This window comes from Pseudoalteromonas sp. APM04 (assembly GCF_022809815.1).
Taxonomy (GTDB): domain Bacteria; phylum Pseudomonadota; class Gammaproteobacteria; order Enterobacterales; family Alteromonadaceae; genus Pseudoalteromonas; species Pseudoalteromonas marina.
The window spans coordinates 2,023,700-2,042,743 of record NZ_CP094441.1 but is presented as its reverse complement, the minus strand read 5'-3'; the positions used below and the strand labels follow the sequence as shown (position 1 = coordinate 2,042,743).

14 protein-coding genes and 1 other annotated feature are annotated in these 19,044 nt (G+C 41.8%); of the genes, 9 read left to right on the top strand and 5 right to left on the bottom strand.

Going from position 1 to position 19,044, the window contains the following annotated elements; all coding sequences use genetic code 11:
* From MTP24_RS09485 to MTP24_RS09470, 4 genes are read left to right on the top strand one after another with little or no spacing between them, the layout of a single operon-like run.
* On the top strand, positions 1 to 915 hold the full coding sequence (locus tag MTP24_RS09485) for a DNA polymerase III subunit delta' (RefSeq protein WP_138741239.1): 915 nt from the start codon (positions 1 to 3) through the stop codon (positions 913 to 915).
* An 11-nt stretch (positions 916 to 926) separates the two neighbouring features.
* Positions 927 to 1,253 carry a PilZ domain-containing protein gene (locus MTP24_RS09480; protein ID WP_006792298.1) on the top strand — a complete coding sequence of 109 codons (327 nt, stop codon included), beginning with the start codon at positions 927 to 929 and terminating at the stop codon, positions 1,251 to 1,253.
* A gap of 18 nt (positions 1,254 to 1,271) precedes the next feature.
* Positions 1,272 to 2,051: a YchF/TatD family DNA exonuclease gene (locus tag MTP24_RS09475; protein ID WP_243530859.1), complete on the top strand. Its 780-nt coding sequence runs from the start codon at positions 1,272 to 1,274 to the stop codon at positions 2,049 to 2,051.
* Positions 2,052 to 2,055: 4 nt separating this feature from the next.
* Positions 2,056 to 3,915 (top strand): alkaline phosphatase D family protein, encoded by a 1,860-nt coding sequence (locus tag MTP24_RS09470; RefSeq protein ID WP_243530856.1) that lies wholly within the window; start codon positions 2,056 to 2,058, stop codon positions 3,913 to 3,915.
* A gap of 217 nt (positions 3,916 to 4,132) precedes the next feature.
* Here the strand turns inward: MTP24_RS09470 and MTP24_RS09465 are convergent.
* The 4 genes from MTP24_RS09465 to MTP24_RS09450 form a co-directional block, all read right to left on the bottom strand.
* A protein-coding gene (locus MTP24_RS09465; protein WP_223230517.1) for an IS3 family transposase occupies positions 4,133 to 5,352 on the bottom strand; the annotation gives its coding sequence in 2 pieces (ribosomal slippage) (positions 4,133 to 5,064 and positions 5,064 to 5,352; 1,221 coding nt in all).
* Positions 4,958 to 5,074: a sequence feature (AL1L pseudoknot), on the bottom strand. Its footprint overlaps the gene before it by 117 nt.
* A 168-nt stretch (positions 5,353 to 5,520) precedes the next feature.
* A protein-coding gene (locus MTP24_RS09460; RefSeq protein ID WP_086007399.1) for an IS3 family transposase occupies positions 5,521 to 7,067 on the bottom strand; the annotation gives its coding sequence in 2 pieces (ribosomal slippage) (positions 5,521 to 6,587 and positions 6,587 to 7,067; 1,548 coding nt in all).
* Between the two features lie 274 nt (positions 7,068 to 7,341).
* The gene (locus MTP24_RS09455; RefSeq protein ID WP_243530853.1) at positions 7,342 to 7,713 is read right to left on the bottom strand and encodes a GxxExxY protein; all 372 of its coding nucleotides are present in this window, start codon (positions 7,711 to 7,713) and stop codon (positions 7,342 to 7,344) included.
* Between the two features lie 429 nt (positions 7,714 to 8,142).
* A protein-coding gene (locus MTP24_RS09450) for an IS3 family transposase (RefSeq protein WP_243530850.1) occupies positions 8,143 to 9,689 on the bottom strand; the annotation gives its coding sequence in 2 pieces (ribosomal slippage) (positions 8,143 to 9,230 and positions 9,230 to 9,689; 1,548 coding nt in all).
* 419 nt (positions 9,690 to 10,108) lie between these two features.
* Between MTP24_RS09450 and MTP24_RS09445 the strand changes: the two genes are divergently transcribed.
* The gene (locus MTP24_RS09445; RefSeq protein WP_243530847.1) at positions 10,109 to 11,092 is read left to right on the top strand and encodes an IS110 family transposase; all 984 of its coding nucleotides are present in this window, start codon (positions 10,109 to 10,111) and stop codon (positions 11,090 to 11,092) included.
* A gap of 682 nt (positions 11,093 to 11,774) precedes the next feature.
* Here MTP24_RS09445 and rsmF read toward each other — a convergent pair.
* On the bottom strand, positions 11,775 to 13,214 hold the full coding sequence (gene rsmF, locus MTP24_RS09440) for a 16S rRNA (cytosine(1407)-C(5))-methyltransferase RsmF (protein ID WP_243530843.1): 1,440 nt from the start codon (positions 13,212 to 13,214) through the stop codon (positions 11,775 to 11,777).
* A gap of 265 nt (positions 13,215 to 13,479) precedes the next feature.
* Here rsmF and MTP24_RS09435 point away from each other — a divergent pair, with 265 nt between their 5' ends.
* The 4 genes from MTP24_RS09435 (at position 13,480) to acnD (ending at position 19,031) form a co-directional block, all read left to right on the top strand.
* The gene (locus MTP24_RS09435) at positions 13,480 to 14,166 is read left to right on the top strand and encodes a GntR family transcriptional regulator (protein WP_006794391.1); all 687 of its coding nucleotides are present in this window, start codon (positions 13,480 to 13,482) and stop codon (positions 14,164 to 14,166) included.
* 129 nt (positions 14,167 to 14,295) lie between these two features.
* Positions 14,296 to 15,174, top strand: coding sequence for a methylisocitrate lyase (gene prpB / locus MTP24_RS09430; RefSeq protein ID WP_006794390.1), 879 nt, complete (start codon positions 14,296 to 14,298; stop codon positions 15,172 to 15,174).
* A gap of 46 nt (positions 15,175 to 15,220) precedes the next feature.
* Positions 15,221 to 16,348: a 2-methylcitrate synthase gene (prpC, locus tag MTP24_RS09425; RefSeq protein ID WP_006794389.1), complete on the top strand. Its 1,128-nt coding sequence runs from the start codon at positions 15,221 to 15,223 to the stop codon at positions 16,346 to 16,348.
* Between the two features lie 76 nt (positions 16,349 to 16,424).
* Positions 16,425 to 19,031, top strand: coding sequence for a Fe/S-dependent 2-methylisocitrate dehydratase AcnD (gene acnD / locus MTP24_RS09420; protein WP_243530840.1), 2,607 nt, complete (start codon positions 16,425 to 16,427; stop codon positions 19,029 to 19,031).
* Positions 19,032 to 19,044: the final 13 nt, after the last annotated feature.

Here is a 19,044-nt window from a genome sequence, read left to right as displayed (position 1 = left end):
ATGTCTCTACCTTGGCTATATGAAACACAGCAACACTTAGCACAAAGCTTTCGTGGTCAGCGTTTTCATCATGCCCAATTGTTTTGTGGGCCTGTGGGTGTAGGTAAGTTTGCCTTAAGTGACGAATTAGCCAATGCCTTGTTATGCCAAAATATTACCCAGCAAACAGCCGCACCAAACAGTATTTTAGCGCCATGTGGGCAATGTAAAAGTTGCTCGCTTAACCTTGCGGGTACGCACCCCGACAAGCGCATAACCCAGGTAGACGGCCAAAGCATTGGCGTAGACGACATACGCGCCATTAGCGATTTTATGAACCACTCAGCGGCGCAAAATGGCAACAAAGTAGTGGTAATAGAAAACTGCGAAAAAATGACCATGGCAGCGGCTAACGCCTTGTTAAAAACGCTAGAAGAGCCAAGCAATAGCCGGTTTTTAATATTAACCACAAGCCAACCTGCGCAATTGCCAGCCACTATTTTAAGCCGATGCGCTAAAACCGACGTAAAAGTAACAAGTACACAACTAGCGCAGCAATGGCTTGAGTCGTTACAAATACAAAATTACCCTTGGCTACCGCTTTTTTATAGCCAGCCATTACAAGTAAAACAGTGGCAAGAGCAAAACCAGTTACAAAATATAGATACCCTTTATAAGTTTGCAACTGAGTTTAAACAAAGCCATAATTTCAAAGCGTTAGTCGATATAATAAATAAACAACCGGAGCTGGTTCGTATATTTACCTTATTTTTAAGCGAGCAATTAAAACAGCAATTATTACAAGGTATGAGCTTTGAAGCGTATCAAGAAGCGCAACAAGCACTCAGCGAATTTTTGCAAAATAACACAAAAATTCTCGGCCTTAATTTACCGCTCGCCGTATCGCGATTAGCGTACATTTTACGTAATAAATAAAAGGATTAACCATGCAAGAGCTATTAGTAGATATAGACGACCTAGACGAATTATATCGCTGTTACATGCCTTACTTAAAAAAAGGCGGCTTATTTGTGCGTACTAACATGCGTTACGAAGTAGGGCACTCGCTGGCGTTACGTGTAACCCTTCCCGACGCACTAGAAGACGACATAGTCACTGGCAAGGTTGCGTGGATCACCCCGCAGGGCGCGCAAAGCTCAAACCCGCCAGGGATTGGTATTAGCTTTTTAGACGACAAAACAAACCTAAACGCCAAGATCGAAAAACTACTGGGGACTATGTTAAACTCCGGTAATCCAACTTACACCATGTAGTAAAAAACAGGCCCAATTTTGATTGTAGATTCGCATTGCCATTTAGACCGTCTTGATTTTGATAAACTCGATTTAAACCTAGACCAAGTGCTAGACCAAGCACGCGCCAAACAGGTTGAACACTTTTTATGTGTAAGCGTTACGCTTGACCAATTCCCAAGTATGCTTGATAAAATTAAGCACTACGACGATGTATCGGCCTCGTGTGGCGTGCATCCGCTCGATCAAAAAGACGCGCTTAACAAACAGCAATTAATTGATTTAGCGTCACACAATAAAGTAGTTGCCATAGGCGAAACAGGCCTAGATTACTACTATGCAAAAGACACGCATGCAGTACAGCAAGCAAGTTTTGTAGGCCATATTGAAGTGGCAAACGAACTACAAAAGCCGCTAATTATTCATACACGCGACGCCCGTGCCGACACCATTAACCTAATGCGCGAGCACAACGCCGAAAACTGTGGCGGCGTACTACATTGTTTTACAGAAGACTGGGACATGGCTAAAAAAGCCATCGATATGGGCTTTTATATTTCTATTTCTGGCATTGTAACGTTTAAAAATGCAGTAGAGCTTAAAGATGTAGTAAAGCAAATCCCACTCGACCGACTACTAATAGAAACCGATTCGCCGTATTTAGCACCCGTACCGCACCGTGGGCAAACTAATCAGCCTGCTTACGTGCAAGATGTTGCGTATTACATTAGTGAGTTAAAAGGCATTAGCTTTAACGAGCTAGCTAAAGCCACCACCGATAACTTTTACTCGCTATTTAAATTAGCAGCTAAAGGCTAATAATATGACGACTCACGCGGCGCAACTTCCTATGTTACTTATGGGGCCAATGGTGCGCCGCGCTGAGCAAACAGGCGTATGCATAGTATTTGCAACGTCAATCCCCGCACAGTGCCAAATTAGGATACTCAATACGCAAAGTACTAGCGAGCAACAAACCATTACACTAGGCGAACACCTTTATTTACACTTTGTAGTTGTAAAACCGGCAAGTACACCTTTTGCACTCGACACATTACTAGCGTATCAATTAATAATAAATGGCAATGAGGTTGACCTATCAGCTTGGGCTTACAGCAACCAAGCAACCCCAGCATTTGTTATACCCAATAAACTAAACAGCATATTACATGGCTCGTGCCGAAACGCGCATCACCCCGCAAAAGACAGCCTAGTAACATCAAGCCAATGGCAAAACACTCAACGCAGCCAAAATACACCCGGCGCACAATTATTGCTGTTAAGCGGCGACCAAGTTTACGCCGACGATGTAGCAGGGCCTATGTTGTTGATTATTCATCAGCTTATTGAAAAACTAGGTATTTTTAAAGAGCAACCCATGGCGTTGCCACTGCCTAACAAAATTGATGAACAGTTATACAACAGGCACCATTTTTTACCCAAAACCCCGTGGCAAAAGCGCTCAAAACTGGGTGTGGGTTATTGGCTTAAAAAAGACGAGCCGCATTTTTCAAGCGTAAAAGCATTTAACCATCTTATTCACTTTGAAGAATTTATAGCGCTTTATTTACTTAATTTAAGCGCCGCTGCCTGGCAATGTGTTGATTTACAAAACGCGCAATACACCGGGCAAAACTTCGAGCATCAACGTATTTTTAATGCCGAAAAGTCGGCGTTACTTGGCTATGCTAAAGGGCTAAATGAAGTAGAAAAATTATTTGCTAATGTGTCGACGTTAATGATGTTTGACGATCACGACGTAACCGACGATTGGAACCTCACCGCAGGGTGGGAGCAAGCCATAAACCAAAACCCAAGCAGTAAACGCATAATAAATAATGGGCTTATTAGTTACTGGTTGTTCCAAGGTATAGGTAACGATGCGCTAGTAAAAACAAGCGCGCTAATACCGCCATTTAAACAAAGCTTAAGCGTTAACAACCAATGGCAATTTAAAGCGTTTGATAAACCCCTAAACGAATTTAACCATTGGCATTACGAGTTAACTACAACACCTAAAGTTGTGGTGCTCGACACCCGCACACACCGCTGGCGTAACGAAAGTAATTTTAACGAGCCATCAGGCCTGCTCGATTGGGAGCGCCTTACAGAGCTTGAAGAAAGCCTACTCAGTCACGATAAAGTAATTATAGTATCGCCCGCGCCAGTATTTGGTGTTAAATCAATAGAAGCCATTCAAGCGGCTTTTAATATATGCGGTCAGCCATTGATGGTGGATGTAGAAAACTGGATGGCCCACGAAGGCTCGGCTAAAAAACTACTCGACACCTTTAGACGCACCGACACCCCAAACGAAACCCTTATTTTATCGGGCGATGTACATTACTCGTTTTGTTTTTCGGTGCAAAAGCGTTTTGGCGATCACCCAAACAGAATATGGCAGCTCACCGCAAGCGGGATAAAAAACGAATTCCCGCGTAAGTTAATAAACGTACTAGACAAACTAGACTCTATTTTATACGGCCCCAAAAGCCCGCTTAACTTTTTCACCAAACGCTGGCACATGGAAGTTGACAAACACCAAACCCTAGGCGAAGGCCAAAAGTATTTAGTAAGCGACTCCGCAATAAGCCTAATAACGTTAGATAACGGCGACTTATCCCGCTATCAACTCATCCACGGCGACGGCCACACCACCGAATTCGACCTAGAACACAAATAAAGCCCGGCATTGCCTTTATTGAAGACGTAGAGCTTGCTCACGTTAGAAGCGCAGCTTCTTGTAAAAGATCAATTGCACAAAGAGAAGAAAATGAGGAGTAAATGAGGGCACATTAAAACAGTAATTATGATCTATTTATTTAATCATAAGCTCACTTCTCTATAGCGGAGCGCCTCTTTGAATCGCCCCGAGTTCATCGGAGACCAGTTTGTTTAAGTCAGGCCACTTTACCTGACTCGTTTAAATTATCATAGTAGTCTGTTTCATATTGAGCTGGTGAAATATACCCAATTGAAGATAATAAGCGTTGATTATTAAACCAATTGACCCACTCTAACGTTGCGTATTCAACAGCATCAACATTCTTCCACGGGCCATTTCTGCGAATAATCTCTGTTTTAAATAATCCATTTATTGTTTCAGCCAATGCATTGTCATAAGAGTCACCCACACTGCCTACAGACGCTTGAATTCCAGCTTCAGCAAGTCGCTCAGTGTATCGTATAGACAAATATTGGCTGCCTCTGTCGCTGTGGTGAATTAACCCTTCGGGGTTGCCACGATGCCAAATAGCTTGCTCTAACGCATCAAGAATAAGCTCTGTGTGCATTGTCGTTGATACACGCCAACCTACAATGTATCGTGAAAAAACATCTATCACGAAAGCGACATAAACAAACCCACTCCATGTGGCAACATAGGTGATGTCAGCTACCCAAAGTTGATTTGGCTGCTCAGCAGTAAATTGACGATTAACTAAATCAAGTGGCTTATCTTGTTGCTCGTCAGGTATCGTTGTCTTATGTGCTTTACCCCGACGAACACCTTGAATTCCCATAACTCGCATCAATCGTTCGACTGTACAGCGGGCGACTTGATGGTCGTCAAGCTGTAGCTGCTTCCATATTTTTCTTGCACCATAAACTGACATATTATCCTCCCACACTTCGCGAATGAGTATTATCAGCTCAGCATCACGCTTTTTGCGGTTAGACAGTCGCTCAGGCTCTCTTTGTATCTGTTTATGAGAATAATACGTTGATGGTGCAATCGGCAATTCCTTGCAAATTGACTCGACACCGTAATGCTCTCTGCAAGCATCAATAAAATCCACTATTACTTCTGTTTGCGGTCGAGCTCCGCTTGGGCGAAAAAAGCGGCAGCTTGCCTCAGGATATCATTCGTTCGCTTGAGCTCTTTATTCTCGCGCTCTAAGACGGCAAGGCGTTCTTCAGTTGATTGCGTATTAGAAGAGGGTTTAGACGGTTGAGCTTGAGATTTCTTGACCCATGCTCTAAGTGTTTCTGGGGTACATCCCAGTTTATCTGAAATCGATACTAGCGCAGCCCAAAGAGAAGGGTATTCATGCTGTTGTGTGGTAACAAGCCTAATTGCACGTTCACGAAATTCTGATGTATAGCGATTTGATTTTTTCATAGTTCCAGTTTCTCAAGTTATTGAGTCTCTGGCAAACACGGGGCGATTCACTTAACCTCTTTGTGAAATATTAACTAAAACTATTTGCACAAAGAGAAGAAAAAGAGGAGTAAATGAGAACCCATTAAAACGGAGTTTTTCAAGTTAGTTGTCGCCTCAAGTTAAATTTTATGCCGCCCGCATTTCTTCTTTTTTCTCAGGGTTTAAATTTACTTCATTTATCATTGACCAGTCTCGTGACTTCCCTGACCAACGGCTTGGGTTATTCAATTTAGCTGCGTCGTTTACCTGCTGACGCTTAGCTAATATTTCTTTATCTAAACCTGAATGACGTTGGTTTGGCGTCACAAATTTTATACCACTGTGTAGGTGCTCATTATTGTACCAATCAACGAACCCACTTACCCATTCTCTTGCTGCGCTTATATCTTCAAATGGCTTTTCTGGGTATTCTGGGCGATACTTTAACGTTTTAAATAACGACTCAGAGTATGGATTGTCATTACTTACTGACGGTCGACTAAATGATGGCACAATCCCTAACTCCTGTAATGTTGCCAGTAATGTCGCGCCTTTCATTGGGCTGCCATTATCTGAGTGTAACGTAACTTGCTCGCGCTTTATTTGCTCCCGACTGCAAATATCCTTCATTAAATCTGCGGCTAATTCACTTAACTGTGAGTCGTAAACTTGCCAGCCAACAACCTTTCGACTAAAAATGTCCATCACTAAATATAAGTATAAAAATTGCCCTTTTACGCTCGTTGGTAAATAGGTGATATCCCAAGTGTAGACTTCATTTGCACGCACTGCTTTCAATACTCTTGGCTTTTTTATCGGCTTAGCTGGCTTTACTTTTTCTCTATGCGTTAATAAGTTATGTGCCTTCATGACACGATAAAACGAACTTTCAGACGCTATCCATATGCCCTTATCAAGCAGCTTAGGGACTATTTTACTGGCCGGTAAATGCCCATATTCGGCTGAATTAGCCGTATTAATAATGCGCTGCCGCTCTAACTCTGTGAGACGGTTAGGCGGCTGTTTTTTCGTACTCGTCCGTTTGTCAGTCATATCGTCTGCTTCAATCCACCGCTGAACGGTTCTTAGTGTCAGTCCAAGTAACTCACATGCCTTTTCTTTCCTTGCCCCTGAAGCCTGTGCGTTTGTGATAAGCGTTATTAATTCATGTCGCTCAGTCGCTGTTGTTAATCGTCCTCGTTGAAACCCCAAAGTGCATCCGCTTTTTTTTTGAGTACAAGTAGAGCGGCAGTTTCAGCTAAGGCCTTATCTTTGCGATTCAGTTCTTTTTGCAGTTGCTTTATTTCTTGCTTAAGCTGTTTACTGTCTGACTTTACTGTTTTATTTGAAGGTGGTGTTACTAAGTCTTTCTTCCATTGCTGAATATGATGCGGATAAAGCCCTATATTACGGCAGTATTCATTTATGGCGGCTTCATCTAAACTTCCACACTCAATTACTGCGTTGAGTCTTTCTTCTAAACTCCAGTCTTGTGGTCGTTTTTCTGCTGTCATTTGGCTACCCGTCTGGTGTATTTCAAGTTGATGCTTTTTTGCCAGTGCTATCCAACGTTGTAACGTTGAATAACCGACACCTAAGTCATCTGCAATATCTTCTAAGCGAACATCATCACATTGAGATAATGCTTTTTCAACAGCTTGAACTTTAAACTCTTGTGTAAATTGACGTTTCATTTTATTTGCCTCTGCTAAATGTTAGAGGCGACAACTATCCTGACACAGGGGGAAAACAGTAATTATGATCTATTTACTTAATCACTAGCTCACTTCTCTATAGCGGAGCGCCTCTCAACCTCTTTGTGAAATATTAGCTAAAACCATTTGCACAAAGAGAAGAAAATTAGAAATAAATGAGAAGAGTCTGATACATACAAACAGTCTTACTAGCTCACTTCTCTAAAGCCGGGGTCTCTTAACCTCCTTTTTAAAAATAAATAAAAACAATGGCTTATAAATTAAATCGCTTTATACCATCAGTGAGTTTTATAGTGTTAAAGTTTATTAGAAGCCCAGCACCAATGTTTGCAAGCTTCATATAGGTTATTAATTGTGCTGAATGAATTGGTAGTAGCTTGTCTACTGATTTGAGTTCAATGATTAAATTATCGGGGAGTAGAATATCTAATCTATAGCCAGCATTTATATAAGTGTCTTTATAGTAAAGTGGCAGATCAACTTGGCTCTTGGGCGTGAAACCCAATTTATTTAACTCATAAATCAAGCAAGCTTCATAAGTTGATTCAAGCAAACCAGGGCCTAAAGTTCTATGTACTTCTATTGCACAGCCAATTACAGCATGTGTTAAGTCATCAGTTTTCATATATATCCTTATAAAACTTCAGATTCATTAAGTTAAAAATAAAGCTTAGACAAAATAGTACTCAATTGCACAAAATGAAAAACAAGATCAATACAGCATTTTATAAATTTAGTATTTTAATTACCTTTCTAAAGCGTAGCGTCTCTCAACCTCTTTGTTAAAAATTAACAAAATCCATTTGCACAAAGAGAAGAAAAAGAGGAGTAAATGAGAAGACCATAAAACAGTATTAGGGTCTACTTACTAAATCATTAGGTCACTTCTCTAAAGCGGAGCGTCTCTTAACCTCTTTGTGAATATTTAATTAATTTTTAATAACTTGCGTGAGCAAGCTTCTTGTTATTTATAAATGAATTGCTACCACCGAGAACACCGAGGCGCTTCGCGCTACCGGAGTTTTTCAAGTTAGTTGTCGCATCAAATTAAATTTTATGCCGCCCGCATTGCTTCTTTTTTCTCTGGATTTAAATTTACTTCATTGATCATTGTCCAATCTCTAGATTTTCCTGACCAACGAATTGGATTTTGCAATTTCGCTATTTCATTTACTCGGTGACGGTTCGCTAGTATCGCTTTATCTAATCCTAAATGACGCTGGTTTGGCGTGACAAATTTAATACCGCTGTGCAAGTGCTCATCGTTGTACCAATCAACAAATCCGTTAACCCACTTCCTTGCACTACCGATGCTTTCAAAGGCTTTTTCAGGGTATTCTGGGCGATACTTTAACGTCTTAAATAGCGATTCAGAATAAGGATTATCATTACTCACTGACGGTCGGCTAAATGAAGGCACAATACCTAACTCCTGCAATGTTGCCAATAACGTTGCCCCTTTCATTGGACTGCCATTATCCGAGTGCAACGTGACTTGATCTGGCTTTACCTGCTCTCGCCTGCAAATATCTACCATTAAATCAGCCGCCAGTGTGCTTAGCTGTGTGTCATGAACCTGCCAACCAACTATTTTTCGACTATAAATATCCATCACTAAATATAAGTATAAAAACTGACCTTTAACCGCTGTTGGCAAATATGTGATATCCCATGTATAAATTTCGTTTACACGTGTTGCCTTGAGCGCTTTTGGCTTTTTTATCTTTTTATTTGGTTTAACTTTTTCTCTGTGTGTTAATAATTTATGTGATTTCATAACACGATAAAACGAGCTTTCTGATGCTATCCACACACCTTTATCTAATAGTTTAGGGACTATCTTGCTGGGTGGTAAATGTCCATATTCTATTGAATTTACTGTCTTAATAATACGCTGTTGCTCTAATTCAGTTAGCCTGTTAGGTGGTCGCTTTATCGTACTCGTTCGCTTATCTGTCATATCATCAGCTTCAATCCAGCGTTGAATTGTTCTTGCCGTTAGACCAAGTAACTCACATGCTTTTGCTTGCCTTGCCCCTGATTTCTGCGCGTCGGTAATGAGCTTTATCAGTTCATGACGTTCAGTTGAGCTGGTTAATCGTCCTCGTTGAAACCCCAAAGCGCATCTGCTTTTTTTTTGAGTACAAGTAAGGCAGCTGTTTCTGCTAACGCTTTGTCTTTACGATTAAGCTCTTTTTGAAGTTGCTTAATTTCTTGTTTGAGCTGTTTACTGTCTGATTTTACGGGCTTCGTTGAAGGCCCTTTAGCAAAATCTTGCTTCCACTGTTTAATATGATGCGGGTAAAGCCCCTTAGCACGGCAATATTCATTAAGAGCTGCTTCACCTAAACTCGCACATTCAATAATGGCATTAAGCCTTTCTTCTAAGCTCCAGTCATGAGGGCGTTTTTCTGTTGTCATGTGACTACCATTATTTTTAGTTTCAAGTTCATGTTTTTTAGCAAGCGTAATCCATCGTTGCAAGGTTGAATAACCGATGCCTAAATCAAACGCAATATCTTCTAGGCGAACATCATCACATTGAGATAATGCTTTTTCAACAGCTTGAACTTTAAATTCTTGTGTAAATCGACGACTCATTTTATTGCCTCTATTAAAAGTTAGAGGCGACAACTATCCTGACACAGGGGGCTACACAGAGAAGACATAAGTAATGATTAATCACTTCTCCTCGTTTTCTCCTTTACTTCTCGGTGGTGACATAAGCACTTAGTAATGTACGGTGCTGATGTATTGTAGGCGCCTTGCTTGCTGGCGCTTTATTTATAGATATGTAAAAGCGTTGCTTTTATACGCCAGCAAGCTGCGCGTCTTGTATCTCTCATTGATAAATGATTAGCTATCATTTATCACATCGAAGTCAGTGAGCTTGCCTGTGCGTCTAGTATTTAATACTGCTCCGTAGATAAGGCCCTGATTTTCTATTCTCAGAAACTGAATGGTATCCAAGCACACTTTTATTTAAGTAGATGCTGTATGTACAAGGGGAGTAAGTAGAGATGATGTTTATCGGCATTGATATTAGTAAAGAGAAGATTGATTTATCGTGGTTGAGAGACCAACTTACAAATAAAATTAAAACTAAAGTCTTTAAAAACAAGCGCCAAGACTTTGTAACAATAGAAAAATGGCTTTTAAATACAACTAAAAGCGCTGCTAGTGAGCTCGTTATCACCCTCGAACCAACGGGTGTTTATCATGAAGCGCTGATGTATTTTTTACACGAGCAAGGCTTTAATATTATTTTAGCGAATCCCAGTAAAGCTAAAAAGTATGCAGACGCTTTAAACATAATTCACAAAACAGACAAATCTGATGCAACGATGCTTGCTCATTATGGCTGTGCTAAGCACGCAGTCGTTAATTATTGGCAACCTGAAGCATTAGCAATTAGAGAGCTTAAAGCCCTTATTCGTCGTTTAGATGCGCTTGAGAGTAACCGACAACGAGAGGCTAACCGATTAGAAGCAAGTGAATTCAGCAACGTTTCCGCGCGTGTTTGCCAATCGATAAAAGTGACTATCGCGTTTTTAGACGATGAAATTAAACAGCTTAAATCTGACATTGATAACCACATAGATAATGAACCTGATTTAAAAAGAAACAGGAAACTACTTGAGTCTATCCCTGGTATTGGGCCCGTATTATCGAGAGAGCTAACGTATTTGTTTGCGGCTAAAAAATTTAATAAAGCCAAAGAAGCTGCCGCTTATTGTGGATTAATTCCACGGCATAATGAATCGGGTAAATTAAAAGGGCGAACATCAATCAGTAAACTTGGGCCAGCCAGAATTCGATGCAAACTTTATATGGCGGCCATTGTTGCAGGGCAATGGAATAAAACAATAAAGAGACACAAGTTAACGTTAATAAACAATGGTAAAACACCGATGCAAGCTGTGTGTGCAAATATGCGAAAGCTAATTCATATATGTTTTGGTGTAATAAAAAACCAGGAAGCGTTTAAGCTCCAAGAAAGTTAAATACGGCCTTGAAGCTTAAAATGAGAGATGGTATCTACGGTGTAAAGTTTAAGTTAGTTTTGTAGACGTTGAGCTTGCTCACGTTAGAAGCGAAGCTTCTTTTTAAAAGATCATTTGCACAAAGAGAAGCGAATGAGAAGTAAATGAGAAAACATTAAGACATTAATGCTGTTTTTTATTTAATCACTAAATCACTGCTCTAAAGCGGAGCGTCTACGGTGTAAAATTGACTTTGCTTTGTAGACGTTTTACTTGCTCACGTTGAAGCGCAGCTTCTTGTTATTTATAAGAATATGATCACAGAGAACACCGAGGCGCTGCGCGCTACACAGGGAAAACATAAGTAACGGTTAGTCACTTCTCCTTTACTTCTCGGTGGTGATTAAATTACTTGATTACTAATCAATCACAGAGCTACCCTTTGTGAATTTCTATTTCATTTCACTGGTGTATTTAAGCAGACAAAAAAATGCCCAGAGTGATTTAGGGAAACTCTGGGCTATAACGGGCTCTTTTGAGCCTTGCGCTAACTAAAAACTTTCTAATTCATAGGGAGAAGTTGAAAGTGTTTTAAGTATAGCCAAAGCTCTTAAAATTACATATTTTTAGTGTATTTTTTATACTGTAGTTAATACAAACACTTAAACGTGTTGTGCACATTTTATACGTGATTTGCGTGTGTTTACTCCCAGTTTATTAACTGGGTATTTTGCACTAGATCGCGCGGTAGTGAGTTTTTGATCTTATTTTTTTGCCATTTACCTAGCCCAATTGGGCAGCCACATAAAGTTAATACCACTTCGCCTAGCTCTTTTGTAGGCTCGGCTAGTCGTACATCTTTACCATTAAAGTAGTCGTTTGCTTGTTCGCTATTTAGCGCGTATGTGTTGGTTTTACACGCATTGCCTAAAACTGTAGCAAACTCGTGGGTTAGCCTTACGCCATTTTTATGAATAATGCCTATTTGAATACCTAAGCGTGCGTATTTAATTTTGTTTTGAATTGCATCAAACCCCTGGGGGAATAACCACAGTTCTTTGTCGCGCTGCATTAATGTGCCGGGTAAGTTTGTTAAACCAAAGTGATTTTTAAGCTCGCTCATAAATGCAGTGGTTGGTTTTTTATCAAACTCAACAAACGGAAATGCGCCTTTTTTAACTGTTTGGTTTGGGTTGTTACAACTTGCGTGCTTTTTAAACTTGGCAATAAAAAAGCCTTCGCTGTCGTAGGTTTGCGGCCAAACGTGCAAATAGCCCTCGGTCGTTGTTGCTTTATCGGCCCCGGGAAATAAATCGCTAAGCGACTCGGGCGTTATAAACTCGCCAAATTCAGCAAGTAAAAATTCGCATACTTGCTGGTTTTCGAGCGGGGTGAGCGTACAGGTTGAATAAACAAGCGTGCCGCCGGGTTTTAATGCGTAAAATGCGCTTTTTATTAAATCTTTTTGTACTTGTGCTATTTGAATGTTTGATTCGATTGACCAATTTTTTAGAGCATCGGCGTCTTTACGCACCGTGCCTTCGCCAGAGCAGGGGGCGTCTAGCAATATGCTATCGAAACATTCAAACATGTAATTGCCAAATATAACGCCATCAAAGTGTGAAAGCGCACAGTTACCCACGCCCATGCGTTTTAAGGTGGCACTGAGTACTTTTAAACGCGACGACGAAAGCTCGTTTGCTACTAACACGCCTTGGTTGTTCATTAGTGCTGCTAGCTGCGATGTTTTAGAACCCGGCGCCGACGCCATATCAAGCACGGTGTTACTTGTTTGTATACTTTGTTTGAGCGCGATTGGCGGCAGCATTGAGCTTGCCTCTTGCACGTACATTGCGCCGCTTAGGTGTAGGTCGGTATTGCCTAGGGCTAGGTTTTGCTCTTCACTCGTTGGGCGCTCTAGCCAAAAGCCTTCGCTACACCAAGGAATTGGCGTAAGTTGCCAATTTTTTTGCTCGGCTTTTTTAATAAAGTCTTCAACGGTTATTTTTAATGTATTAACGCGGATAGATTTTCTGAGTGGGCGACGACACGCATTTATAAAGTCATCTAACTTTAAATGATTAGGCAGGTAGGTTTTTACGTCGTCTATAAAGTGCTCAGGAATAAAAGTATTGGCGTTCACGCGCTAGCTCGTACATTAAAAGTAAAGCGCGATTTTAGCACTTAAATAACTAAATTTCAGTGATAAAAACGCGCCACCTAATTAAGTTTCGCTGTCGACACTTTGTGTTTTTTAGGTATTTATAAGCTATTTTGATCATACTTTAGACTAATAGTGTCGACAATAAGGCTGTTTTTTAGCCTTTATGTTAGGTTTTAGGGTTGACATGTTTTTTTAATGCGCCCATTATGGCGATACAAATTGTCGACAATCTAAAAAATAACTTATGACAGACTCATTTTCAAACGAAGCGCCCATTACCACAGCATCCGATCAGGTATTTGTAAATATGCGCCGTGAGATTGTTGAAGGCACTATTGCCCAAGGTAGTAAAATTTCGGAGCCAGAGCTTGCAAAGCGTTACGGTGTAAGCCGCGCAACATTGCGTGAGGCGCTAAACCGCCTTGAAAGCTGTTATTTAGTTGAGCGTAAAGCCAATGTAGGTTGCCGTGTTGTGGCACTTACCGCTGAGCGTTTAATTGAGGTTTACCAAGTACGCAGCTCGCTTGAGGGCTTGGCGTGCCGCTTAGCTGCCGACAATATGGAGCCTGATGAAATTAAAGGCTTAAAGCAATTGCTTAATCAACATTTACAAACGCAACGCGTTAAAGAAGGCGAGTCGTACTACCAAGAAGCGGGCGATTTAGATTTTCATTATCGCATTATTAAAGGTAGTAAAAACGCGCATTTGATTCATTTGCTTTGTAACGACCTGTATCAATTAATACGCATGTACCGCGTGCAAATGGGTATGGTGGGGCCGCGTGTATCAAAAGCGTTTGACGAACACTTAGCCATTATTAACGCGATTGAAAACCACGACGGCGAACTGGCCGAAATGCTAATGAAGCGCCATATAAGTGCGTCGCAAGCGAATATTCAAACCAAATTTGATTTATACCAATCTGAATAACTGTTTACTCATACAGATTGGTAAAAGCCGCTAAAAGCTAAAAGTTAAGCAAAATAGTTAAAGCGTCATATACAAAGATTAAAAATATAAGTTACTCCATGTAGCCACCGTTCAAAGAGAGGAAATGACATGTCAGCAGGATATAAATTTAAACAAGCTATTGCTAATAATCGCCCATTACAAGTAGTGGGCACTATTAATGCCTACACAGCGATGATGGCTGAAAAAATGGGCCACCAAGCTATTTACCTTTCGGGTGCGGGTGTTGCTAATGCCTCTTTCGGTATGCCTGATTTAGGCATGACTAGCCTAGACAACGTACTTGAAGATATTCGCCGTATTACCGGTGCAAGCGATTTACCTTTACTTGTTGATGCTGATACTGGTTGGGGCGGAGCGTTTAATATTGCACGCACTGTTAAAGAAATGACCAAAGCAGGCGCGGCGGGTTTTCATATAGAAGACCAAGTGGCGCAAAAGCGTTGTGGCCATCGCCCAAATAAAGAAATTGTTAGCCAAGGCGAAATGGTTGACCGTATTAAAGCCGCGGTAGATGCAAAAACCGATAGCGATTTTTACATTATGGCGCGTACCGATGCGTTTCAAAAAGAAGGCTTAAATGCGGCCATTGACCGCGCAGCAGCCTGTGTTGAAGCTGGTGCCGATGCTATTTTTGCTGAAGCTGTGCACGACCTTGCCGACTACCAAGCGTTTGCCAATGCGTTAAATGTGCCTATTTTGGCTAACATTACTGAGTTTGGCCAAACGCCAATTTATACCAAAGAGCAGCTAAGTGATGTGGGCGTTGAAATGGTGCTTTACCCACTCAGTGCGTTTAGAGCGATGAATAAAGCAGCACTTAACGTTTACTCGGCTATTTTAAATGAAGGCTCGCAACAAAGCGAAATTGAAAACATGCAAACCCGTGCTGAGCTTTACGACTTTTTAGATTACCACACATACGAAAACACACTCGATAACCTTTTTTCATCAAAATCTGACAAATAATAATTATTAAATTAGACAACACACAAATTTAAGATAGGAGAAGATCATGGTAGATAAAGCATTAGGTGGCGCAGGTTTACGCGGACAAGTAGCAGGCCAAACGGCATTATGCACAGTTGGCCAAAGTGGATCGGGCTTAACGTATTGTGGTTACGATATTAGCGAGCTGGCTGAAAAAGCGCAGTTTGAAGAAGTGTCGTTTTTACTTTCACGCGGTGAGTTACCTACATCTAGCGAGTTGGCTGAGTACAAAGCAAAACTAAAAAGCTTACGTGGCTTGCCAGATGCACTTAAAACCGTGCTTGAAAATATTCCTAAAGACGCACACCCAATGGATGTAATGCGTACGGGTTGCTCTATGTTGGGTAACCTTGAAATGGAACTTGATTTTAGCCAAGCAAACGATGCGATTGACCGCATGGTTGCAGTGTTCCCAAGTATTATTTGTTACTGGTACCGCTTTTCACACGATGGTGTTCGTATTGAAACACAAACAGACGACGATTCAGTAGGCGCACACTTTTTAACGTTATTACACGACAAAGCACCAAGCGAGTTGTTTGCGCAAGTAATGAATGTGTCGCTTATTTTATACGCAGAGCACGAATTTAATGCCTCTACATTTACAGGGCGCGTATGTGCTTCTACCTTGTCTGATATTCATTCGTGTGTAACGGGTGCGATTGGTACGTTACGCGGGCCATTACATGGTGGTGCAAACGAAGCTGCAATGGACATGATTGAAGGCTTTACTAGCGCAGAACATGCTGAGCAAGAAGTAATGGGTATGCTTGAGCGTAAAGATAAAATTATGGGCTTTGGCCATGCTATTTACCGTGAGTCGGACCCGCGTAATGTAATTATTAAAAAGTGGTCTGAAAAATTAGCGGCAGAGGTGGGCGATGATGTGCTTTACCCAGTTTCTGTTCGTTGTGAAGAAGTAATGTGGCGCGAGAAAAAGTTATTTTGTAATGCTGATTTTTTCCATGCATCGGCTTATCACTTTATGGATATTCCCACTAAGTTGTTTACGCCAATATTTGTAATGAGCCGCGTTACTGGTTGGACAGCACATGTTAAAGAACAACGTGCTAATAACCGTATTATTCGCCCAAGTGCAGATTACACAGGGCCAGACGCACGCAGCTATACGCCAATTGAATCAAGAGGCTAATTAGTTAGCATTTAAGGTGAGCCTAGCTCACCTTTTTGCCTTTTTATTTCCCGTCACTTATTAGCGAATTTTTATTATGACCATAATTAACAACACTCAGTACCGCAAACCGCTTGCGGGCTCAAATGTAGATTACTACGATACCCAAGCCGCTGTTGATGCCATTAAACCAGGCGCTTATGCTACTCTCCCTTACAGCTCGCGTGTATTTGCAGAAAACTTAGTACGCCGCTGCGACCCTGCCATGCTTACCGATGCACTTAGCCAAATAATTGAGCGTAAACAAGATTTAGATTTTCCGTGGTATCCGGCGCGTGTGGTGTGCCACGATATTTTAGGCCAAACGGCCCTTGTTGATTTAGCAGGCTTGCGCGATGCAATTGCGGCTAAAGGTGGCGATCCGTCTAAAGTTAACCCAGTGGTACCAACGCAGTTAATTGTTGACCACTCGTTAGCGGTTGAACATGCAGGGTTTGATCCTGAGGCATTTGAAAAAAACCGTGCCATTGAAGACCGCAGAAACGATGACCGTTTTCATTTTATAAACTGGACTAAAACCGCGTTTAAAAATATTGATGTGATCCCGCCTGGTAACGGCATTATGCATCAAATTAACCTTGAAAAAATGTCGCCTGTTATTCAAAACCGCGATGGTATTGCATTCCCCGATACGCTAGTAGGTACCGACAGCCACACCCCGCATGTTGATGCATTAGGTGTTATTGCTGTGGGTGTAGGCGGGCTTGAAGCTGAAAGCGTTATGCTTGGCCGCGCGTCGTACATTCGTTTACCCGATATTGTAGGCGTAGAGCTTACGGGTACTCGCCAGCCTGGTATTACCGCTACCGATATTGTGTTGGCGATTACTGAGTTTTTACGTGAGCAGCGTGTTGTATCGACCTTTTTAGAGTTTTACGGTGAAGGCGCCGATGCGCTAACGCTTGGCGACAGAGCAACTATTTCAAACATGACGCCAGAATTTGGTGCGACTGCGGCCATGTTTTATATCGACGATAAAACAATAGACTATTTACGTTTAACAGGGCGAGATGAAGAGCAAATAGCCCTTGTAGAAAACTACGCTAAAACGGCTGGCCTTTGGAGCGATAGCTTAAAAACCGCAAAATACGAGCGTGTTTTGACTTTTGATTTATCGAGCGTTGGCCGCAATATTGCGGGGCCTTCTAATCCACATCGTCGTGTTTCAACCAGCGATTTAGCGAAAGAAGGTATTTCGGGCATTGTTGAAAACGAAGAAGGCTTAATGCCAGACGGTGCGTGTATCATTGCGGCAATTACCAGTTGTACTAATACCAGTAACCCGCGCAATGTAATAGCTGCAGGTTTGTTAGCGCGTAATGCGAATGCAAAAGGGTTAATGCGTAAACCTTGGGTTAAAACGTCGTTAGCGCCAGGCTCAAAAGCCGTGCAATCGTACCTTGAAGACGCAAACCTATTGCCTGAGCTTGAGCAACTTGGTTTTGGTATTGTTGGCTTTGCGTGTACTACCTGTAACGGTATGAGTGGGGCGCTTGACCCTGTTATTCAAAAAGAAGTGATAGATCGCGATTTATACACAACGGCTGTGCTTTCGGGTAATCGTAACTTTGACGGGCGTATTCACCCTTATGCAAAACAAGCCTTTTTGGCATCACCGCCTTTGGTTGTAGCTTATGCTATTGCGGGCACGATTCGTTTTGATATTGAAAAAGATATTTTAGGACAAGATCAACAAGGTAATGATGTAACCCTTAAAGATTTATGGCCAACCGATGAAGAAATAGATGCGGTAATTCAGCAAAGCGTTAAGCCTGAGCAATTTAAAAAAGTGTACGAGCCTATGTTTGACTTAACCGTAGATTACGGTGAAGACAACGACCCACTTTACGATTGGCGAGCGCAAAGTACGTATATTCGCCGCCCGCCTTATTGGGAAGGTGCACTTGCTGGTGAGCGCACCATGAGTGGTATGCGCGCTTTGGCAGTATTGGGCGATAACATCACAACGGATCATTTATCACCTTCTAACGCAATTATGGCAAGCAGTGCTGCGGGCGAATACCTCACTAAAATGAATGTACCAGAAGAAGACTTTAACTCGTATGCAACGCACCGCGGCGATCATTTAACGGCGCAGCGTGCCACGTTTGCAAACCCTAAATTACTTAACGAAATGGTACTTGATGAAAACGGCGAGGTTAAGCAAGGCTCGTTCGCACGTATAGAGCCCGAGGGTAAAAACACGCGCATGTGGGAAGCAATTGAAACCTACATGGAGCGCAAGCAACCGCTTATTATTGTGGCCGGTGCCGATTACGGGCAAGGCTCGTCGCGCGATTGGGCTGCAAAAGGCGTTAGGCTTGCCGGTGTTCAAGTGATAGCTGCTGAAGGCTTTGAGCGTATTCACCGCACAAATTTAATTGGCATGGGGGTTTTACCGCTTGAGTTTGCACCAGGCACGACACGTAAAACACTAAACCTTGATGGTAGTGAAAGTTACGATGTAAAAGGCGCACCAGCACCGGGCGCAACATTAGAGCTTGTGATCACCCGCAAAAATGGTGAAGTGCTAACTGCAGCAATGAAATGCCGATTAGATACGCAAGAAGAGCTTTCTATTTATGCTGCTGGTGGTGTATTACAGCGTTTTGCTCAAGACTTTTTAGAAGCGACAAATGGGTAATAAGGATTTTTTA

Coding starts and splice junctions, on each gene's coding strand:
- prpB (WP_006794390.1), top strand. CDS start 14,296: ATGTCAGCAGGATATAAATTTAAACAAGCTATTGCTAATAATCGCCCA.
- MTP24_RS09470 (WP_243530856.1), top strand. CDS start 2,056: ATGACGACTCACGCGGCGCAACTTCCTATGTTACTTATGGGGCCAATG.
- MTP24_RS09485 (WP_138741239.1), top strand. CDS start 1: ATGTCTCTACCTTGGCTATATGAAACACAGCAACACTTAGCACAAAGC.
- prpC (WP_006794389.1), top strand. CDS start 15,221: ATGGTAGATAAAGCATTAGGTGGCGCAGGTTTACGCGGACAAGTAGCA.
- MTP24_RS09455 (WP_243530853.1), bottom strand. CDS start 7,713: ATGAAAACTGATGACTTAACACATGCTGTAATTGGCTGTGCAATAGAA.
- MTP24_RS09480 (WP_006792298.1), top strand. CDS start 927: ATGCAAGAGCTATTAGTAGATATAGACGACCTAGACGAATTATATCGC.
- acnD (WP_243530840.1), top strand. CDS start 16,425: ATGACCATAATTAACAACACTCAGTACCGCAAACCGCTTGCGGGCTCA.
- MTP24_RS09435 (WP_006794391.1), top strand. CDS start 13,480: ATGACAGACTCATTTTCAAACGAAGCGCCCATTACCACAGCATCCGAT.
- MTP24_RS09445 (WP_243530847.1), top strand. CDS start 10,109: ATGATGTTTATCGGCATTGATATTAGTAAAGAGAAGATTGATTTATCG.